General features: G+C 37.3%; 17 protein-coding genes. 9 read left to right on the top strand and 8 right to left on the bottom strand.

Annotated elements, in window-relative coordinates; translation table 11 throughout:
- Positions 1-15 precede the first annotated feature (15 nt).
- The 4 genes from J3U63_RS06625 (at position 16) to J3U63_RS06610 (ending at position 3,205) form a co-directional block, all read left to right on the top strand.
- Positions 16-1,329 carry a phosphatase PAP2/dual specificity phosphatase family protein gene (locus J3U63_RS06625; protein WP_267371034.1) on the top strand — a complete coding sequence of 438 codons (1,314 nt, stop codon included), beginning with the start codon at positions 16-18 and terminating at the stop codon, positions 1,327-1,329.
- A complete protein-coding gene (locus tag J3U63_RS06620; protein WP_267371032.1) occupies positions 1,323-1,802 on the top strand; it encodes a hypothetical protein in 480 nt (159 codons plus the stop codon). The genes J3U63_RS06625 and J3U63_RS06620 overlap by 7 nt, the downstream gene beginning before the upstream one ends.
- Positions 1,803-1,859: 57 nt before the next feature.
- Complete coding sequence (locus J3U63_RS06615) at positions 1,860-2,798, top strand: phosphatidate cytidylyltransferase (RefSeq protein WP_267344035.1); 939 nt, start codon at positions 1,860-1,862, stop codon at positions 2,796-2,798.
- 143 nt (positions 2,799-2,941) lie between these two features.
- A complete protein-coding gene (locus J3U63_RS06610) occupies positions 2,942-3,205 on the top strand; it encodes an HPr family phosphocarrier protein (protein WP_065634652.1) in 264 nt (87 codons plus the stop codon).
- A 114-nt stretch (positions 3,206-3,319) separates the two neighbouring features.
- Here J3U63_RS06610 and J3U63_RS06605 read toward each other — a convergent pair whose 3' ends face one another.
- Entirely contained in the window at positions 3,320-4,681 is a 1,362-nt protein-coding gene (locus tag J3U63_RS06605) for an APC family permease (RefSeq protein ID WP_267334211.1), read from the bottom strand.
- Positions 4,682-5,045: 364 nt separating this feature from the next.
- Here J3U63_RS06605 and J3U63_RS06600 point away from each other — a divergent pair, with 364 nt between their 5' ends.
- Entirely contained in the window at positions 5,046-5,480 is a 435-nt protein-coding gene (locus tag J3U63_RS06600) for a PTS sugar transporter subunit IIA (protein WP_267371031.1), read from the top strand.
- A complete protein-coding gene (locus J3U63_RS06595) occupies positions 5,473-6,882 on the top strand; it encodes a PTS fructose transporter subunit IIC (RefSeq protein ID WP_267371030.1) in 1,410 nt (469 codons plus the stop codon). Before J3U63_RS06600 ends, J3U63_RS06595 begins: the two co-directional genes overlap by 8 nt.
- Before the next feature lie 66 nt (positions 6,883-6,948).
- On the opposite strand, the gene J3U63_RS06590 is transcribed toward J3U63_RS06595, so the two are convergent.
- Positions 6,949-8,631: an amidohydrolase gene (locus tag J3U63_RS06590; RefSeq protein WP_267371027.1), complete on the bottom strand. Its 1,683-nt coding sequence runs from the start codon at positions 8,629-8,631 to the stop codon at positions 6,949-6,951.
- A gap of 148 nt (positions 8,632-8,779) precedes the next feature.
- On the opposite strand from J3U63_RS06590, the gene matP reads away from it, so the two are divergent.
- The 3 genes from matP to cysB all read left to right on the top strand — a co-directional run bounded on the left by matP (position 8,780) and on the right by cysB (position 13,010).
- Positions 8,780-9,244, top strand: coding sequence for a macrodomain Ter protein MatP (gene matP, locus J3U63_RS06585; protein WP_416379607.1), 465 nt, complete (start codon positions 8,780-8,782; stop codon positions 9,242-9,244).
- A gap of 30 nt (positions 9,245-9,274) precedes the next feature.
- The gene (topA, locus tag J3U63_RS06580) at positions 9,275-11,875 is read left to right on the top strand and encodes a type I DNA topoisomerase (RefSeq protein WP_267371025.1); all 2,601 of its coding nucleotides are present in this window, start codon (positions 9,275-9,277) and stop codon (positions 11,873-11,875) included.
- A 163-nt stretch (positions 11,876-12,038) separates the two neighbouring features.
- The gene (cysB, locus tag J3U63_RS06575; protein WP_267334217.1) at positions 12,039-13,010 is read left to right on the top strand and encodes an HTH-type transcriptional regulator CysB; all 972 of its coding nucleotides are present in this window, start codon (positions 12,039-12,041) and stop codon (positions 13,008-13,010) included.
- A gap of 88 nt (positions 13,011-13,098) precedes the next feature.
- On the opposite strand, the gene hisIE is transcribed toward cysB, so the two are convergent.
- Genes hisIE through hisC form a run of 6 tightly spaced genes read right to left on the bottom strand, consistent with a single transcriptional unit; the run spans position 13,099 to position 17,956 of the window.
- The gene (gene hisIE, locus J3U63_RS06570; RefSeq protein WP_267344042.1) at positions 13,099-13,728 is read right to left on the bottom strand and encodes a bifunctional phosphoribosyl-AMP cyclohydrolase/phosphoribosyl-ATP diphosphatase HisIE; all 630 of its coding nucleotides are present in this window, start codon (positions 13,726-13,728) and stop codon (positions 13,099-13,101) included.
- Positions 13,722-14,498 carry an imidazole glycerol phosphate synthase subunit HisF gene (gene hisF, locus J3U63_RS06565; protein WP_267371024.1) on the bottom strand — a complete coding sequence of 259 codons (777 nt, stop codon included), beginning with the start codon at positions 14,496-14,498 and terminating at the stop codon, positions 13,722-13,724. Before hisF ends, hisIE begins: the two co-directional genes overlap by 7 nt.
- Positions 14,480-15,232 carry a 1-(5-phosphoribosyl)-5-[(5-phosphoribosylamino)methylideneamino]imidazole-4-carboxamide isomerase gene (gene hisA / locus J3U63_RS06560; RefSeq protein WP_267371023.1) on the bottom strand — a complete coding sequence of 251 codons (753 nt, stop codon included), beginning with the start codon at positions 15,230-15,232 and terminating at the stop codon, positions 14,480-14,482. Before hisA ends, hisF begins: the two co-directional genes overlap by 19 nt.
- A gap of 2 nt (positions 15,233-15,234) precedes the next feature.
- Complete coding sequence (hisH, locus tag J3U63_RS06555) at positions 15,235-15,822, bottom strand: imidazole glycerol phosphate synthase subunit HisH (protein ID WP_065634642.1); 588 nt, start codon at positions 15,820-15,822, stop codon at positions 15,235-15,237.
- Positions 15,822-16,889, bottom strand: a complete 1,068-nt coding sequence (gene hisB / locus J3U63_RS06550; protein WP_267334221.1) for a bifunctional histidinol-phosphatase/imidazoleglycerol-phosphate dehydratase HisB — start codon at positions 16,887-16,889, stop codon at positions 15,822-15,824. Before hisB ends, hisH begins: the two co-directional genes overlap by 1 nt.
- 8 nt (positions 16,890-16,897) lie before the next feature.
- Complete coding sequence (hisC, locus tag J3U63_RS06545; protein WP_267334222.1) at positions 16,898-17,956, bottom strand: histidinol-phosphate transaminase; 1,059 nt, start codon at positions 17,954-17,956, stop codon at positions 16,898-16,900.
- Positions 17,957-17,966: the final 10 nt, after the last annotated feature.

The raw sequence follows: 17,966 nt of genomic DNA, 5'->3' as shown, positions 1-17,966 counted from the left end.
ATACCACGATATACGATGACTAAACTTACCGTTCAAAAATGGCTGTGGCTTATTGGATTAACGTTGTTATTTTTTAGCAGTTATAATTTTGCTAATTGGTTTACCTCAACACGTGTTCAAGTTAATAGTGTGGTTTATGCTTGGGAACAAGCAATCCCTTTATTGCCTTGGACTATTGTGCCTTATTGGTCAATTGATTTGATGTATGGATTGGCTATCTTATTAGCTAAATCTAGTCAGTCACTAAAAATACTTGGCTTAAGATTATTATCAGCACAAATTATTTGTGTCGTTTGTTTTCTTGTTTTTCCACTAAAATTTAGTTTTGAGCGCCCACCATTAGACGGTTTTTTTGGACTTCTATTTGATATTTTAATGGGATTTGATAAACCCTTTAATCAAGCTCCTTCATTACATATTACACTGTTAGTGATTCTATGGCAGTTTTATGCAAGTTATTACCAAACTGTATTGGTGCGTTATTTACTGCATCTTTGGTGTTTATGTATTGCGTTATCGGTATTAACAACTTGGCAGCATCACTTTTTTGATGTACCAACAGGTTTATGGGTTGGTTGTTTTTGTATTTGGTTGTGGCCACAATCAGGGGGATCAATATTAAAAGCTAGACCGCTGTCTAAACAGTATCGATGGGGTGTGATCTACTTTATCTTGTCATTATTATCGTTTAGTTTAGCGATTTATGTTGGTGGTTGGGGGCTGTGGTTATTATGGCTATCGGCATCTTTGTTATTGGTTGCCGTTAATTATGTGATCTTAGGTGCTGAGGGTTTTCAAAAACAACTCAATGGACAGTTTAATTTAGCAGTTGCGCTATTGTATCTCCCTTATTTTTCGATTATGTGGCTCAATTCACGATTATGGACAATCAAGCATCAAGATGTTGATCGAATCACGGATAATGTTTATTTAGGTCGAATTCCTTCTGGCCATTTTTTAAATAAATATCAATTTTTAGCGGTGATTGATTTGTGTGCTGAATTGCCCATTGGGCATTTTGACGGTAGCTATAGCCTGATTCCGGTATTAGATATGACGCCATTATCTGAACAACAGTGTCAATATTCAGCGCAACGTATTGAGCAATATCAACGGCAGGGAAAGTTATTAGTATGCTGTGCGTTGGGGTATTCAAGAAGCGCTACTGCCGTTATTGCTTGGTTATTGTGGACTAAAAAAGCATTGACTGTTGAAGATGCAATAACACAGGTTAAAACGTGTCGCACGACTATTGTTATTTCAGATAGGCAGCGTTTAATTTTAACAAATTGGCTTGCTCAGCTCACTAACAGGGAATCGATATGTTAAGCAGTGAAAATATTAAGCAACAATCCCAGATTAATCAGACTGATATAGCGACATTTTGTAGCTTGCTGACCGTAAGTCAACAACTTGATATATTTTCAATGTTATTGACCTTGTCAGCTGTAATTATGGGATTATTGAGTGATCTATTGCATTTTTCATGGTTCATGTCTTCAACTTGTTTAGTTGTGTTTTTGCTTGGTATTGTCACCAAATATTATGCAGTGCGTATTGCTTTTGATAAAAAACTATTTGATTATTTAACCAATCATTTAGATCAGGTACCTGATGTGCTTAATGAACTCGATCAAGCATTGTTGAAATTGCATTTAATCAAATTGGTTCGAACGCCGGTTAGAACCATTAAACAACGTCAAATCGGTACATTAGGTCTTTTCAAAGTACAGTTAATCGTGTTAGCTATACAGCTTTTGCTAGTAGTGGGTGTTTTGATTAGCATAATCATTTGTCGTTGATGAGTTGTATAACGTTTATTTTTGCGAGATGACTTAATTGAGCAATTAGGAGAAAAAATGTCGATTTACCAACGTGATACGTTATTATTATTTATTGGTATAGGCTTGTTTTTGCTGATTGCCACAACGATTGCTTGGGTGTTAAAAAGGCGTACAACAGCACCAAATAGTGTTATTGATAATTTAATTACGCGTATCAATGCATGGTGGGTGATGGTGATCATTATCGGTGTTGCTTTTTGGATTGGTAAGTTAGCCGTAATTTTTCTGTTTTTCGTTATATCGGGATTAGCACTGCGAGAATTTTTACATTTAACACCGATTAGCCGTTATGACTATTTTGCTTTAATCTTTGCCTACGTCATTGCCTTACCAATGCAATATATTTTAGTTGCATTGTCTTGGTATGGTCTATTTAGTATTTTTATTCCCGTCTATGTCTTTTTACTTTTGGCGATTTTAGCCTCAATAACCGGCTCAACCAATAACTTTTTAGAAAGAACCGCAGATGTGCAATGGGGACTGATGATTACTGTCTATTGTATATCTTGTGTACCAGCATTACTGGTATTAGATATCGACCATTATCAAGATCGTAATTTATTACTCATCGCTTTTTTGATTTTAGTGGTGCAGTTGTCAGATGTACTCCAATATGTGTTTGGTAAATTATGGGGTAAACATAAAATTAGCCCCAATTTATCACCGTCAAAAACAGTAGAGGGGTTTATTGGTGGTGTGGTTTCGGCAAGTTTAATTGGCGCAAGCATGTTTTGGATAACGCCATTTAGTTTTGTGCAAGCTGGCCTAATTTCGCTGATGATTACTTTACTCGGTTTTTGTGGTGGATTAGTGATGTCGGCAATTAAACGAGATAAGGGAGTAAAGGACTGGGGCAAATTGATAGGTGGTCATGGCGGTATACTGGATCGCTTCGATTCTATCTGCTTTGCTGCGCCGATTTTTTTCCATGTTGTTCGATATTTTTGGGTTTAAGTCCAATCCTGCTCAACTAAGTAACAACAATAAAAGCGTTATTTTTATCGAAATTTGTATGCAAAAAAAGAGCAAAATAACTCAATTTATGATATAAATACCATTCATTGTATTAACGTAAAGATATAAATAAGGACTTTAGTATGTTAAAAGAACAAATGGTAGTAAAAAATTCAACTGGTCTTCATGCTCGCCCTGTTACCACACTTGTTAAATTAGCAGGTCGTTACAAATCATCAATTGAACTTGTTTATAATGACAAAGCAATCAAATTAAAAAGCATGATGGGATTACTTGGTGCTGGCGTTAAAGGTGGTTCAACTGTTGAAATTATTTGTGATGGTGAAGACGAACAAGCCGCAATGGATGAAATTCGCGAATTATTTGCTAGTGGTTTTGGTGAGTAATCGGTTAAACAAATAGCCACGCTTACAAGATTATTATTCCGTCGACTTAGGTCGACGGAGTTGTTTTAAAAGGGCAGTAACTAGATACTTTAAAGTAGACCAATTTATAAGAACTTAATCTTTGATGATTGAATTTAATTCATGATGATCAATCGATGGCAATAAAGCAGTAAAGCCTTTAGTTAGATAAAGTAGATAGAAAAATCCAATTGCTAACCAAACTAAACCAACAATCATCGCCGTTGCATCAAGGCTGGTCCATAGCCATAGTGAAAGTAAAACACCAATCGCAGGCAATAATCCATATTTAAATAGCAGTAATGCTGTTTTCGCTTTTGAATCACCTAAGTAACTTTTAATCACGCATAAATTGACAAAAGTAAAAGCCACTAATGCGCCAAAGCTTATCATCGACACCACTAAACTAAGATCTAATACCAGCGCTAACAATGAAAAACAGGCGACAAAAATAATCGATAAATAAGGTGTTCTATAACGAGGGTGAATTTTATAAAAGATTTTTTTAGGCAAAACACCTTCACGTCCCATAGCATAAAAAATTCTTGATACACTGGTTTGCGCTGTCATGGCTGATGCAAAAACACCAGTTAAGTATGCGGCTTGGAAGAAGTTATACATAAAATTACCGCCTAATTGGCTTATATCACCCACTCGACGAACGACGACTAAACTGGCTGTATCTTTATTATCTACAAAATCTGTCCACATAGGATATGCCAGATGAGCACAATACGATACGACTAGAAAAATACAGCCAGCAATTAGAACTGTCCAGATAATTGCTCTTGGTAATGATTTTTGTGCATCGTTAGATTCTTCGGCTAAAGTCGCTATGGCATCAAAACCTAAAAAGGCAAGACATAATATTGCCGCTCCAGACATTAAGCCACTAAAATCTCCTGCATTAACTTGCAGAGGTTTCATCATTGCCTCAGGGGTTAAATTAACATTAGTTAAAGTTAAAAAGATAAATAACCCTATAAAAATCATTTGTACAATAATCAATGTAAAGTTTACAGAGTTAATCAGTTTAATCCCTAAATAATTTAAAAAGCTTACACTGATTAATGAACCCAATACAAAAACATAAGCAGGAATGCTTGGAAATGCTTCATTCAGGTAGATACCTAAAACCAAATAATTCAATATTGGTAAAAATAGATAATCAAGGATTTGTGCCCAACCTACCAAAAATCCAACTTTTCCACCAAAAGTATGTTGTACATACGAGTAGGCAGATCCAGCAATCGGCAGTTTATTTGCCATTCGACAATAACTCAATGCTGTAAAAAAGATCATGGCTAAGGTGATGATATAGGCTATAGGTAAGTGACCATTACTATCAACAGTGACTTCCCCATAAGTGGTAAAGATCCCCAAAGGAACCATATAAGCTAAACCAAATGCAATCAATGCAGGTGTGGTTAAAACTCGTTTCATTTTTATTGCGGACATGACTTTGCTCCTCTGTCCCAAAAAACAATAAAAAACTACTAAGTATAGTTTTGCCTTTTTACCCGCTTAAAGCGGCAAGGAATTCTGCCACATTATGATAATTATGCAAGCTAATTTTTAGTAAAAAGGTACTAAAGCGAGCGATTTATAGACTTTAACACACATTAGTCATTATTTTTAAGCTGTTTACACTGGAATTGCTCGTTAAAACGTAAAATTGAATTGTGCATATTTGTGATCTTGCTCTAACTCTTGATAAGACAAAATTAGTGTCACCGAAAATAATTCATTGTATATTTAATAAACAGAGATCATAAAAATCAGTAAATTTAAATATCTATTTTTAATTAAAGAGGAGCGGTATATGCAGTCAATACCTGTTTTATCGGTTGAGCTTACCAGTGATATCGTTAATCAAAAATCATCGGTTATTCATTTAATGTCCAATGCCAGTCAAAACTATTTAACTAATGTTGAAACTTTTTTTGATGATGTGATGGCTCATGAGCAAGAGATGGAAACCGATGTGTTACCCGATGTTGCTTTGCCTCATGCAAAAAGTAGCGCAGTAAAAACGCCATTTATTGTGGTGGGGAAATATCTTGATGGCATCATTTGGAATAATGGTAACCAAGTGAAGTTGGTGATTATGATTGGTGCGCCAGAACATGCCAACAAGGCGCATTTAGCGATTATTGCTAAATTAGCAACTCATTTAGCGGATGATGATTTTATTGCAACTTTACTTAATAGTGATACCCAGTCATTAGCAGATAAAGTACGAGGTTTGTATGAATAATAGTGCGATTGACAAAAAAAAGATTGTTGCAATTTGTGCCTGTACTGCTGGTATGGCTCACACTTATATTGCTAAACAAAAGATTGAAAATGAGGCAAAAAAACGGGGATGGGATTGTAAAGTAGAAACTCAAGGCGCAGCAGGTATTGATAATCCATTAACCGAACACGATTTAAAAACTGCAGATGTGATTATATTAGCCACTGATATTTCAATTGAAAATGCCGAGCGGTTAGAACCATATAAAAACGTCATTAAAGTAAGCACAGGCGAAGCCGTGAAAAATACGGTCAACATTTTCAATAATGCCGAACAAATGTCAACTAAAGTAGTAAAAGACAGTATTGGTAAAGAAATATTTCGTGCATTAAATACCGGAATCAGCAAATTTTTACCCGTTATTATTGCTTCAGGTATTCTTTTTTCGATTGTGTTAATGACAGGTGATGTAACCAACGATACGATTTTGCCAAGTAATCAGTTTTTTGCTGATTTACAGCAAGTAGCAATTTATGGTTTTGCTATGATGGTACCTGTGCTTGCAGCTTATATGGCCTATTCTATTGGCGGCAATGCGGCGTTGGCGCCTGCGTTTATTATGGGCTATGTAGTTAATAACCCAATTGGTGTTAATCATGTCAGTACAGGCTTTATTGGTGCGATGATTTTCGGTGTTTTAATTGGTTATTTTGTAAAATGGTTTAAAACCGTTAAAGTCCATCCTGTCATTGCATCAGTAATGCCAGTCATGATTATTCCAACAGTGACGATATTGGTGATGGCGCCCATTTATATTTACGGACTATCTTACCCGTTAGATTGGTTTGTGAAAGCAATGGTTGCTACGTTAAAAGGCATGTCAGAAGTCAATGCAGCGTTTTTAGGCATTGGTATTGGTATTCTTGCTGCACTAGATATGGGGGGACCATGTAGTAAAGCAGCAACGGCCTTTACTTTGGCAGCTATGGCGGAAGGTGTTTATGGACCAAATGGTGTGTTCCGCATGTGCTGTGCAATTCCACCATTAGGCTTAGCGATTTCATCATTGATTATTTCTCGTTCTAAATATACTAAAGAAGAAAAAGAGTTTGGCATTACCGCTTTCTTCTTATCATTAGCCGGTATAACCGAAGGTGCAATCCCATTTGCCGCTAAAGATCCAAAACGTGTAATTATCGCTATTGTTGTCGGTACGGCAGTGGCAGGTATGTTAGGGATGATTAATGGTATTGAGTCATTAGTAGCGTTTGGTGGGCTGGTTGCCTTGGGTGGCGTAACAAAAGGTGCAATGTGGTATATTATTGACATGTTTATTGGTGCATTGATTATTGCCGCAATATTGCATTTTACGAAAAAGAGAGCAGTAGAAAGTGCCGACCCAATTGAAATCGAAGCTGAATAACTGTTTATCACGACGCTACCGTTGTGTTGGCGTCGTGATAAATAACTCGATTCTTTAAATGAACAATTACGATGCTTGATATACCGTTTTACCACCAACGATTGTGGTTAATACTTTAACATTTTGTATATCTGTTGCCGGTATGGTAAATGGATTACGATCTAAAATGATTAGATCGGCAAATTTGCCTTTTTCAATTGAACCGATGTATTGCTCTTGTTTCAATATATAAGCGGCTCCTATGGTTGCACAACGCAGCACTTCTGTTACTGTCAAATTTCGATCACTGTTTAAACGAGGGTGATCGGTATCTATTTGTCGGGTCATTGCCACTTGAAAATCGTACCATTCATTAAGGGGATCGATTGGCCAATCACTACCAAATGCACAATTCACACCAGCATCAATATATTGGCCATGTGCTTCTAATCCATTATAACGTTCTGGACCAAAAAGCGTATGATATTGTTCAACCATTGTTGCGCTGCATCCCGCCCATTGGAACGAAAAGACTACGCCGGCTTTTAATTGCTGATATCGGGCAAATTGATGCGCAGCACTAAGCTCATTGTGAGCCGTACTTGGTCTTATATCCGCATCAGGCAATGCTTTTCGCATTTTTTCAATAGCATTGAGTACCACTTCAATTGCACCTTCTCCTACTGTATGCGTATGTGGGTGAAAGCCTGCTTTTGCTGATTCAAGGATTAACGCATCAAGCATTTCTGTTGAATAGTAAAGATCGCCGTAACGATCTTTTTCGTGTTCAAGTTGATAAGGTTTTAATAGCCGTGCCGTCATTAATGGTGCTTGCATAACACCATCAACAAACAATTTAGTATGCGAAATTTTTATACCTGGTTTAGGTTGCCAGTTTTTATCATCATAATGATGAGCAAATTGCTTAACTTTGTCCAATAACAGCGGAATTTGATCTATTGAAGATACATCATCGGGTGGTAACTCATGTGCACCAAATAGGCGTATTGAAAGTGCGTCTTGTTGCTTAAGGGTCAAAAAAGCATCAGCAATGGTTTCGGTAATGCGAGCATCCATTACTGCCGTTACGCCTTGTTTATTCAGTTCTGCTTGTGATAATTTTGCAATATTCACCGCTTGCTGATCGGTCAGTTTAGATATGCTGTCAAATGCACGCATCGCCGGTGCATCTTCTAAAATGCCATTAAGTTCGCCATTATTAGTTCGACCAATCTTACCATCTGATGGTTCAGGCGTATCTTTATTAAGACCAAATTTTTCTAATGCCAGACTATTGGCAACGAGTGTATGGCAATCATTTGAAAACAAAATTACCGGGCGCTGGGTATTAAGTTTATCAAGGTCGAAACGTGTAATATCGGTACCTATTGGCAACACTTCTTGACGTAGCCATCCTCGTACTTGTAACCAATTGGTATCATTATCGGTTGAGTCTTGATCTAAATATTTTTGAATAATAGCTAAAGTTTGGTCAACGGTTAAACTTTGATAATTTAAATTACAAGAAGAGAGTTGCATTCCCCCCCAAAAAGTATGCAAATGCGCATCTATAAGACCGGGAATCATCGTTTTTCCTTGTAAATCGTAAACTGTCGTATTATTATCGACATACTGACTGCTATTTATTTGTTGCGTGCTCCCCGTTGCAATAATATAGCCATTTTCGATAGCAATAGCCTGACAAACACTGTCTTGTTTGTCTGCAGTATAAATATAGCCATTAATATAAATAACATCAGCTTTAGCCATTATTGGTGATTTCCTTAAATCAAGTTCTAAATAAACGTGAACGATAGCAGATTTATAAAAAATTTGTCAAATGCAATAATTTTCTTTATTGTGTGATGAGATTATGCTACAACTACAACCTTTAGTTACAGCGTCACAAGGTGAAAAGATGAAATATCAACAACTCGAAAACCTTGAATGTGGATGGAAATGGCACTATCTTGTGAAAAGGCATTTAGAAGGCGAGTTGATTACTCGTTATATTGAGAAGAGCGCAGCTCAGCACGCCGTAAATGAATTATTACTTTTAGAACATAATCCAATAGGTGTTGTGCAATGGATAAAACAGCATCTAAACCCTGATTTAGATAATCGCATGAAGCAGACCATTCGTGCGAAACGAAAACGACATTTTAACGCTGAGCAACAAAATACACGAAAAAAGTCTATTGATTTGGAATTTTTAGTTTGGCAACGATTAGCTAATTTGGCAAAACGCCGAGGTTGCACGTTGTCACAGACCATTACACAACTTATTGAGGATGCTGAGCAAAAAGAGCAATATGCAACGAAAGTATCGACAATAAAAGATGATTTACTGTCATTACTTGATGTGAAACAAGACAGTAAATAACGTAAATTACAGGATAAAATAGGTTTAATTATGGGAAAATCCCTTGTTATTGTGGAATCACCTGCCAAAGCAAAAACAATAAATAAATATCTTGGCAAAGATTTTGTGGTTAAATCAAGCGTAGGGCATATTCGCGATCTTCCAGTAAGTGGCAGTAGCCATCGAGTTGAAAAAACCACAAAAGATAAAGCCGAAAAAAAAGTAAAACGTTCTGAAAAACAGGTTTTAGTTGATCGTATGAGTGTTGATCCGTATAACGGTTGGAAAGCTCATTACGAAATTTTACCTGGTAAAGAAAGGGTTGTTTCAGAACTAAAAAAACTCGCTAAAGATGCCGATATGATCTACCTCGCAACCGACTTGGATAGAGAAGGGGAAGCAATAGCATGGCATCTGAAAGATGTTATTGGCGGTGAAGATAGCAAATATCGTCGTGTGGTATTTAATGAAATCACCAAGACAGCGATCAAAAATGCGTTTAATCATCCTTCCATGCTTGATATGGATAGAGTTAATGCCCAGCAAGCTCGTCGCTTTATGGATCGCGTTGTTGGTTTTATGCTATCACCTTTACTTTGGAAAAAAGTTGCTAGAGGATTATCAGCAGGTCGCGTTCAATCGGTTGCCGTTCGACTTGTGGTAGAACGCGAGCGCGAAATTCATGCCTTTATTCCTGAAGAATATTGGGATCTTTTTGCTGATTTAAGTACAGCGAACAACGAGCAACTCACTTTACAAGTTACTCATTATCAAGATGAAGCGTTCGAACCTAAAGATAAAGTCGCCATTGATATTGCACTAGCTGAATTAAACAACAGCCAATATCAAGTGACCAATATCGAAGAAAAGCCAACTAAGAGCAATCCAACTGCGCCATTTATTACTTCGACCTTACAACAAGCGGCGAGCACGCGCTTAGGTTTTGGCGTCAAAAAAACGATGATGCTTGCTCAGCGTCTTTATGAAGCTGGTTATATTACCTATATGCGTACCGATTCGACTAATTTGAGCCAAGATGCATTAGCCATGGTACGTGAATATATTGGCAAAAATTTTGGTGATAACTATTTGCCTAAATCACCAAATGTTTACAGTAGCAAAAAGAACTCTCAAGAGGCGCATGAAGCAATCCGCCCGTCAGACGTTAAATTACTGGCGGATAATATAAGTGATGTTGAAGCTGATGCGTGTAAACTTTATCAATTGATTTGGCGTCAATTTGTTGCCTGTCAAATGACTTCAGCCGAATATAACTCGACAACAATTACTGTTAAATCTGGTGATTTCTTATTAAAAGCTAAAGGACGTACCTTACGTTTTGATGGTTGGACTAAAGTGCAACCGCAATTGGCCAAAAATAATGATGATAAAATTTTACCCGCTGTATCAATTAACGATAAGTTGGGCTTGATTGCGCTTAATCCTAATCAGCATTTTACTAAACCACCAGCACGTTATAACGAAGCATCGTTAGTCAAAGAGTTAGAAAAACGTGAAATAGGTCGCCCATCGACTTACGCAACGATAATCTCAACTATTCAAGATCGTGGATATGTGCGTTTAGATAATCGTCGTTTTTATGCCGAAAAAATTGGTGAAATTGTTACTGATCGTTTAAATGAAAACTTCAATGATCTCATGAGTTATGACTTTACCGCGCGTATGGAAGATGCACTCGATCAGATTGCTAATAAAAAACAAGAGTGGCGAGAAGTGCTCGATCAGTTTTTTAGTGATTTTAGTAAACATCTTGAAGTGGCAGAGCAATCACCCGATAAAGGTGGTATGCAACTTAATCCTTTGGTGCTCACCCCTGAAATTAAGTGTCCTCATTGTGGGCGCGAAATGGGCATTAAAACAGCAGGAACGGGCGTATTTTTAGCGTGTTCAGGCTATGCACTACCGCCTAAAGAGCGTTGTAAACAAACGATTAATTTAATTCCTGAGCACGAAACTCTCAATATTTTAGAAGAGTCGGAAACCGCTGAAACCGATGCATTAAGAGCCCGTAAGCGTTGTCCAAAATGTCATACCGCAATGGATAGCTATTTACTTGATAATGAACGTAAATTACATATTTGTGGTAATAACCCAATTTGTGATGGCTTTATTGTTGAAAAAGGTCACTTTAAAGTAAAAAGTTATGAAGGTCCAATTATCGAATGTGAAAAATGTGGATCTGAGATGCATTTAAAATCAGGGCGTTTTGGGTTATATATGGGCTGTACTAATCCTGATTGTAAAAATACCCGTAAAATTTTAAAAAATGGTGATGTTGCGCCCCCTAAAGAAGATCCAGTCGATTTGCCTGAACTTAAATGTAGCAAATCTGACGCTCATTTTGTGTTACGAGATGGCGCATCAGGTATCTTTTTGGCTGCACATAATTTTCCAAAATCAAGAGAAACCCGTGCACCATTAATTGAAGAATTACAACGTTTTAAAGATCGGTTGCCCGAAAAGTTTATCTATTTAACGCAAGCACCGAATAAAGATCCGGATGGTAATTCTGCCATTGTTCGTTTTAGTCGTAAAAGCAAACAACAATATGTCACATCCGAAGTTAACGGAAAATCGACAGGTTGGGTGATGCAATACGTTGACGGTCAATGGATAAAGAGTAAAAAATAGGTCACAAAACCTAATATGTTTACCAAGTTGTTTTAGGTAATGCATGCGTTTTAGTATAAAAATGAGTTTACGTTTGTGCTAAAGTGTGAAAGGAGTTATTTTGTCCCTTTACCTCTTTGTTAATTGAAAAGGTGAAGGGAATAAAAAGAAAGGAACCTTTGTCATGAAATTGCAACAACTGCGTTATATAGTTGAGGTTGTTAATAATGATCTTAACGTATCGTTAACATCAGAAAAGCTGTATACTTCACAGCCTGGTATTAGTAAACAGATTAAGTTATTAGAAGATGAACTTGGTGTGCAAATTTTTACCCGCGTTGGCAAGCATCTTTCCGAAGTCACTGATGTTGGCGAACAGATTATAACTTTGGCAAGAGAAATCCTAAATAAATCCAATGATATTAAAATTGTTGCCAAAGAGTATAGTCAGCCAAATCAAGGTACCTTGACCATCACCACCACTTATACACAAGCTCGTTATACACTTCCGGTTGTCATTCAGCAGTTCATGAAACAATATCCCAATATTACTTTACATATGGAGCAGGGTTCATCACCACAATGTTTATTGCAAGCGCAAACCGGACAAGCCGATTTTGCTATTGTGACGGATCTCTCTCAATTAAGTGAAGATATGATTGCACTGCCTTGTTACCACTGGAATCAGGCTGTGATAGTGATGAAAGATCATCCTTTAGCAAAAAGTCGTTTAATTTCGATTGCTGAGTTATCTAAATACCCATTAGTTAGTTATGATTTTTCGAATGATGGGTCTGATTTGAATCAGGCTTTTAATAAGGCTAATCAATCACCTAATATTGTGTTTAGTACAACGGATGCCGATTTGATTAAAACCTATGTTAAATTGGGGGTTGGTGTTGGTATTGTTGCAAAGATGGCAGTGAGTCAAAATGAGGATAATGATTTTGTGGTACTGAGTGCAGGGCATATCTTTCCTTATAGTACGACGTATATTGCATTTTCGCGTTCACTATTTTTGCGCAGTTACATGTATGATTTTATAAGACAATTTTCTCCACATTTAAATAAATCAACCGTTGATCGCCTTATTTTGTGCGAAAATAACGTTGATGTTCAAACTATGTTCAATGGGGTGAAATTACCGATTCGTTAATGAGATTGAAATAATAGCGCTATCTGTTTAAGTCCGTAGTAATCAAATCAAATAAAGTGCGAAATAATTCGCACTTTTTCGTTTAGCACTATTTTTTATGGCGTGCTTTTAAAATACCTATCACATCTTGTAGTGATAGATTTTGATCTTGCAATAATACCAGTAAATGATAAATCAAATCGGCTGATTCATTTTTTAACTCTTCTTTATCATGAACGGTAGCCGCTAAAGCAGTTTCAACGCCTTCTTCACCTACTTTTTGTGCAATGCGTTTTGTTCCATCATGATATAATTTAGCTGTATAGGATGATGTTGGATCAGCACTTTTACGCGCTGCAAGCAGCTGTTCTAGTTCGAATAAAAATCCCCATGTCGTTTGTGCCTGAGCAAAACAGCTGTTAGTACCTGTGTGACAAGTTGGACCCACAGGATCAACTAAAATAAGTAATGTATCGTTATCACAATCGGTTGAAATACTTTTTACATTTAAAAAATTGCCAGATGTTTCACCTTTAGTCCATAGACGCTGTTTAGTGCGTGAATAAAAAGTTACTTTGCCACTATTTTGTGTTTGTGTTAGTGCATCTTGATTCATATAGCCAAGCATTAAGACATCACCCGAGACATAATGTTGGATGATAACAGGCATTAAATTATCCACTTTTTGCCAATCAAGTTTGCTTAAGTCTAATTTGGTATCGGAATTTGGAATTAGCATAATCGAATTTCTACTCCATGTTGAGCTAAATACTCTTTAAGTTCACCAATATTGATAATTTGTTTATGAAAAACAGAAGCGGCTAAAGCGCCATCCACATTTGCGTCCCTGAACGCTTGTAAAAAATGCGCCATTGTGCCTGCGCCGCCTGAGGCAATTAAAGGCACATGACAAGCATCACGCACAGCTTGTAGTTGTGTCAAATCGTACCCATTACGCACACCATCTTGGTTCATCATATTTAATACGATTTCACCAGCGCCGCGTTTTTGTACCTCTTTTACCCAATCTAAGGTAGTCCATTTGGTCGCAACTGTACGCTTTTCATCACCTGTAAATTGATAAACATGATAATGCTGAGATTGTTGGTCATACCAAGTATCGATTCCAACAACAATACATTGCACACCATAACAATCTGCTAATTCAGTAATTAAATCTGGATTAGCTAATGCGGGTGAGTTGATCGAAATTTTGTCGGCCCCAAATGTTAATATCTGACCTGCATCTTCAACCGTTTTAATCCCGCCAGCAACACAAAAAGGAATATCAATAACTTCAGCAACTTTTGCCACCCAACTTTTATCAACAACTCGACCATCAGATGAGGCTGTAATATCATAAAATACCAGTTCGTCAGCGCCTTCTTCGGCATATCTTTTCGCTAAAGGTACGATATCACCGATAATTTCGTGATTGCGAAACTGTACACCTTTTACTACTTGACCATTACGAACATCTAAACAAGGAATTATCCTTTTTGCCAGCATGAAATTGCCTCCTGAACTGTAAATTTACCTTCAAGTAATGCTCGCCCAACAATTACGCCTGCTACACCACTGTTTTGTAATGCTTTAACATCGTCTAATTGACCAATCCCACCAGAGGCTTGAAACTCGATTTGTGGGTATTTTTGACTGATTTCTTGGTATAATTCAACATTTGAACCGCTTAAGGTTCCGTCTTTCGAAATATCGGTACACAAAACATGCTTTAAACCAAAAGGTAGGTAGTTATCAATAACTTGTTCAAGTTTTTGCTTTGAGTCCTCTTGCCAGCCATGTATTGCAACGTATTTATTGCCTTGGCTGTCAATTCGAACATCGAGTGCCAATACCAAAGCTTCAGGACCGTAATGCTCAAACCACTGTTTAACCATTTCTGGTTGCTTTATTGCTGTCGAGCCGATAACTACCCGTGCAGCGCCAGCATCGAGCAGGGCTGTGACATCTGCTTGTGTGCGAATGCCACCTCCGATTTGAACCGGTACGTTAACGCCACTTATTAACGTTTTAATCAAGGCTATCTGCCGTGCGTTTGGATCTTTGGCACCAGTTAAATCAACAAGATGTAGTAATTTTGCACCTTGCTTTTCATAAGACTGTAACCGAGTTAAAGGATCGTTACCGTAATTGCGTTTTTGATCATAATCACCTTGATGTAAACGGACAACTGAACCATCAATTAAATCAAGTGCCGGTATAATATTTGGAAATGTTGACATTGTTATATCTCCAAAAAGTTTTTTAGCAACGTTGCACCGACCGAGCCAGAACGCTCGGGATGAAACTGTACGCCGTAAAAGTTGTCTTTTTGTACGGCAGCGGTAAAGCTTTCGCCGTAATTGGTTTCTGCAATAGTTGCTGAGCATAATGGCATCGCGTATCCATGTACAAAATAAAAATAAGCACCATCTGGAATATCACGAAACAGATGATGTCCGGCTTTAGGATAGACCTGATTCCATCCCATATGAGGTAGTGGCAATCCACGATCAGGTATTTCAGTTACTGTTTCATGGATAATGCCTAAAGTATGAACATGCCCTTCATGGCTAAAATCAGCTAAAAGTTGCATGCCAAGGCAAATCCCTAATACTGGTTGGGTGCAAACTTTAATGAGATCAATTAAATCGCGATCTTTGAGTTTTTGCATTGCCGATGAAGCCGAGCCGACGCCAGGTAAAAGCAGTTTATCTGAATTAAGTACCACATTAGGATCAAGACTGATTATCGATTTATAACCTAATCGATCTATGGCATATTTTACTGATGAAAGGTTAGCACAACCGGTATCTAAAATGACAATATTCATTACAGGACTCCTTTTGAGCTTGGTAATCTGTCACTTTCAATCTTAATAGCTTGTTTTAATGTTCTGGCAAAAGCTTTAAACAAGCTTTCTACTTTATGATGATCGTTAACACCTTCAGTTTCGATATGTAAAGTAATTGCCATTGCATAACTTAGTGAGTAAAAAAAGTGTTCAACCATTTGTGTACTCATATCGCCAACTTTTGGTGTAGTAAAATGTGCCGAGAAAACAAGATATGGTCGGCCCGAAATATCCATTGCGCATTTTGCTAAACATTCATCCATTGGAATGACCGAAGCATAACGTGTGATACCCCGTTTATCACCTAGAGCTTGTTTTAAGGCTTCGCCTAAGGCAAGTCCAGTATCTTCAATAGTATGATGATCGTCAACATGTAAATCACCTTGTACTTGAATATTGAGTTTAATTCCGCCATGTGTCGCTATTTGATCTAACATATGGTCAAAAAAACCAATACCGGTGTTGATTTGACTACCACCTTGACGATCAAGCCAGACTTCAACTAAAATTTTAGTTTCTTTAGTATTACGTTCAACTTTAGCATAACGATCAGCTGTGGTTAGCCTTTGGGCTATTTCGCTCCAATTGAGTGTTTCGGGATTATAGTGCAATCCTTTTATTTGCATATTTTCGGCAAGTTGCATGTCGGTAAGTCTGTCACCAATTACATAACTATGCGCTTTATCTAATTTGCCACTGGTAAGATAAGGAAGAACCAGTTGTATTTTAGGTTTTCGACACTGACAATGATCTTCAGGAAAATGAGGGCAGATCAAGACTTCTTCGAAGTTAACTCCTTGTGATGTAAAGATTTGCATCATTAAATTATGCGGTCCATCAAAATCTTGTTGCGGATAACTTTTAGTGCCAAGTCCGTCTTGATTTGTGACCATGACTAATTTATAGCCTGCTGATTGGAGTTTAAGTAGGGCAGGAATAACATTAGGTTCAAAAGCCAATTTTTCAAAACGATCGACTTGAAAATCAATAGGTGGTTCGGTAATTAATGTACCATCACGATCAATAAATAAATATTTTTGTAACATTATTGCTCCTATTTTATCGCTTTGAGTGCTGATATTACAGCTTCACATTCGGCTTGTGTGCCAATAGATATTCGAATAATATTTTTTTGTCCAATGGATTTGCTTTGATCTCGCAAAATGATACCTTGATTCCAAAGGGTCTTAAATACATCTTTATCATCTTGGAATTTAACACATAAATAATTAGATCGACTAGGATAAACTTTTTCAACAATCGATAATTGATTCAGTGCGTTTGCAAATTTTTCTTTTTGGTTATTGAGATTGATAACGTGAAGTTTCATGGTATTTATGCCGTCTTTACTTAAAGCTTGAGCGGCAATGTCTGCTACAGGGGTTGCTAATGGATAGGGAGCAATGACTTTTTGTAATGCATCGATCACCGGTTTATTAGCGATGGTAAACCCGCAGCGTAATCCTGCCAAAGCAAATGCTTTAGATAAAGTCCGTAAAATCACTAAATGTGGATAGGTCGCTAGCCATTTGATCACAGAAGATTCAGGCGAAAACTCGATATAAGCCTCATCAATAACAACCAGTGCGCGGTCTTTTGCCATATTAAGTAATGATTTGATATCATCAGGATTAATTAGGTTGCCAGTTGGATTATTGGGTGAACAGACATAAATTAATTTTACGCTATCAAGATTTTGTTTAATTGCGTCAAGATCGAGTTGCCAATCTGCTTTAGTAGGGACTGTTTTGGTTTGAACTCCGAGTGTTTCAGCGCTAACTTGATACATACCATAAGTTGGCGGGCAATATAAAATACTATCTTGTTCTGGCTCACAAAATGCTCGCATTAATAGTTCAATCGCTTCATCTGCCCCTCGACTGACAATTAATTGTTCATTAGTGACTCCTGCATACTGCGCATATCGGCTAATTACCTGTTCAGGTTGTGGTTCTGGATAGCGATTTAAGGTTTGTTCAGTTAATTCAAAATGAGGCGCAACAGGGTATTCGTTAGCGTTAAGCCATACATCACCTTTACCACCAATACGACGGGCGGATTGATATGGGGTCAGTTTTTGCACATTCTTTCTGACTAGTTGATTAATGTCCATTGTTTATCCC

Source organism: Gilliamella sp. B2838 (assembly GCF_026536185.1).
Lineage (GTDB): Bacteria > Pseudomonadota > Gammaproteobacteria > Enterobacterales > Orbaceae > Gilliamella.
Note: the sequence above shows the minus strand (reverse complement) of the source record. Positions and strands in the feature narration are given on the sequence as shown.

Excerpts from the sequence above, each read along its gene's own strand:
- J3U63_RS06625 (WP_267371034.1), top strand. The coding sequence starts at position 16 with ATGACTAAACTTACCGTTCAAAAATGGCTGTGGCTTATTGGATTAACG.
- J3U63_RS06620 (WP_267371032.1), top strand. The coding sequence starts at position 1,323 with ATGTTAAGCAGTGAAAATATTAAGCAACAATCCCAGATTAATCAGACT.
- J3U63_RS06615 (WP_267344035.1), top strand. The coding sequence starts at position 1,860 with ATGTCGATTTACCAACGTGATACGTTATTATTATTTATTGGTATAGGC.
- J3U63_RS06610 (WP_065634652.1), top strand. The coding sequence starts at position 2,942 with ATGTTAAAAGAACAAATGGTAGTAAAAAATTCAACTGGTCTTCATGCT.
- J3U63_RS06605 (WP_267334211.1), bottom strand. The coding sequence starts at position 4,681 with ATGTCCGCAATAAAAATGAAACGAGTTTTAACCACACCTGCATTGATT.
- J3U63_RS06600 (WP_267371031.1), top strand. The coding sequence starts at position 5,046 with ATGCAGTCAATACCTGTTTTATCGGTTGAGCTTACCAGTGATATCGTT.
- J3U63_RS06595 (WP_267371030.1), top strand. The coding sequence starts at position 5,473 with ATGAATAATAGTGCGATTGACAAAAAAAAGATTGTTGCAATTTGTGCC.
- J3U63_RS06590 (WP_267371027.1), bottom strand. The coding sequence starts at position 8,631 with ATGGCTAAAGCTGATGTTATTTATATTAATGGCTATATTTATACTGCA.
- matP (WP_416379607.1), top strand. The coding sequence starts at position 8,780 with ATGAAATATCAACAACTCGAAAACCTTGAATGTGGATGGAAATGGCAC.
- topA (WP_267371025.1), top strand. The coding sequence starts at position 9,275 with ATGGGAAAATCCCTTGTTATTGTGGAATCACCTGCCAAAGCAAAAACA.
- cysB (WP_267334217.1), top strand. The coding sequence starts at position 12,039 with ATGAAATTGCAACAACTGCGTTATATAGTTGAGGTTGTTAATAATGAT.
- hisIE (WP_267344042.1), bottom strand. The coding sequence starts at position 13,728 with ATGCTAATTCCAAATTCCGATACCAAATTAGACTTAAGCAAACTTGAT.
- hisF (WP_267371024.1), bottom strand. The coding sequence starts at position 14,498 with ATGCTGGCAAAAAGGATAATTCCTTGTTTAGATGTTCGTAATGGTCAA.
- hisA (WP_267371023.1), bottom strand. The coding sequence starts at position 15,232 with ATGTCAACATTTCCAAATATTATACCGGCACTTGATTTAATTGATGGT.
- hisH (WP_065634642.1), bottom strand. The coding sequence starts at position 15,822 with ATGAATATTGTCATTTTAGATACCGGTTGTGCTAACCTTTCATCAGTA.
- hisB (WP_267334221.1), bottom strand. The coding sequence starts at position 16,889 with ATGTTACAAAAATATTTATTTATTGATCGTGATGGTACATTAATTACC.
- hisC (WP_267334222.1), bottom strand. The coding sequence starts at position 17,956 with ATGGACATTAATCAACTAGTCAGAAAGAATGTGCAAAAACTGACCCCA.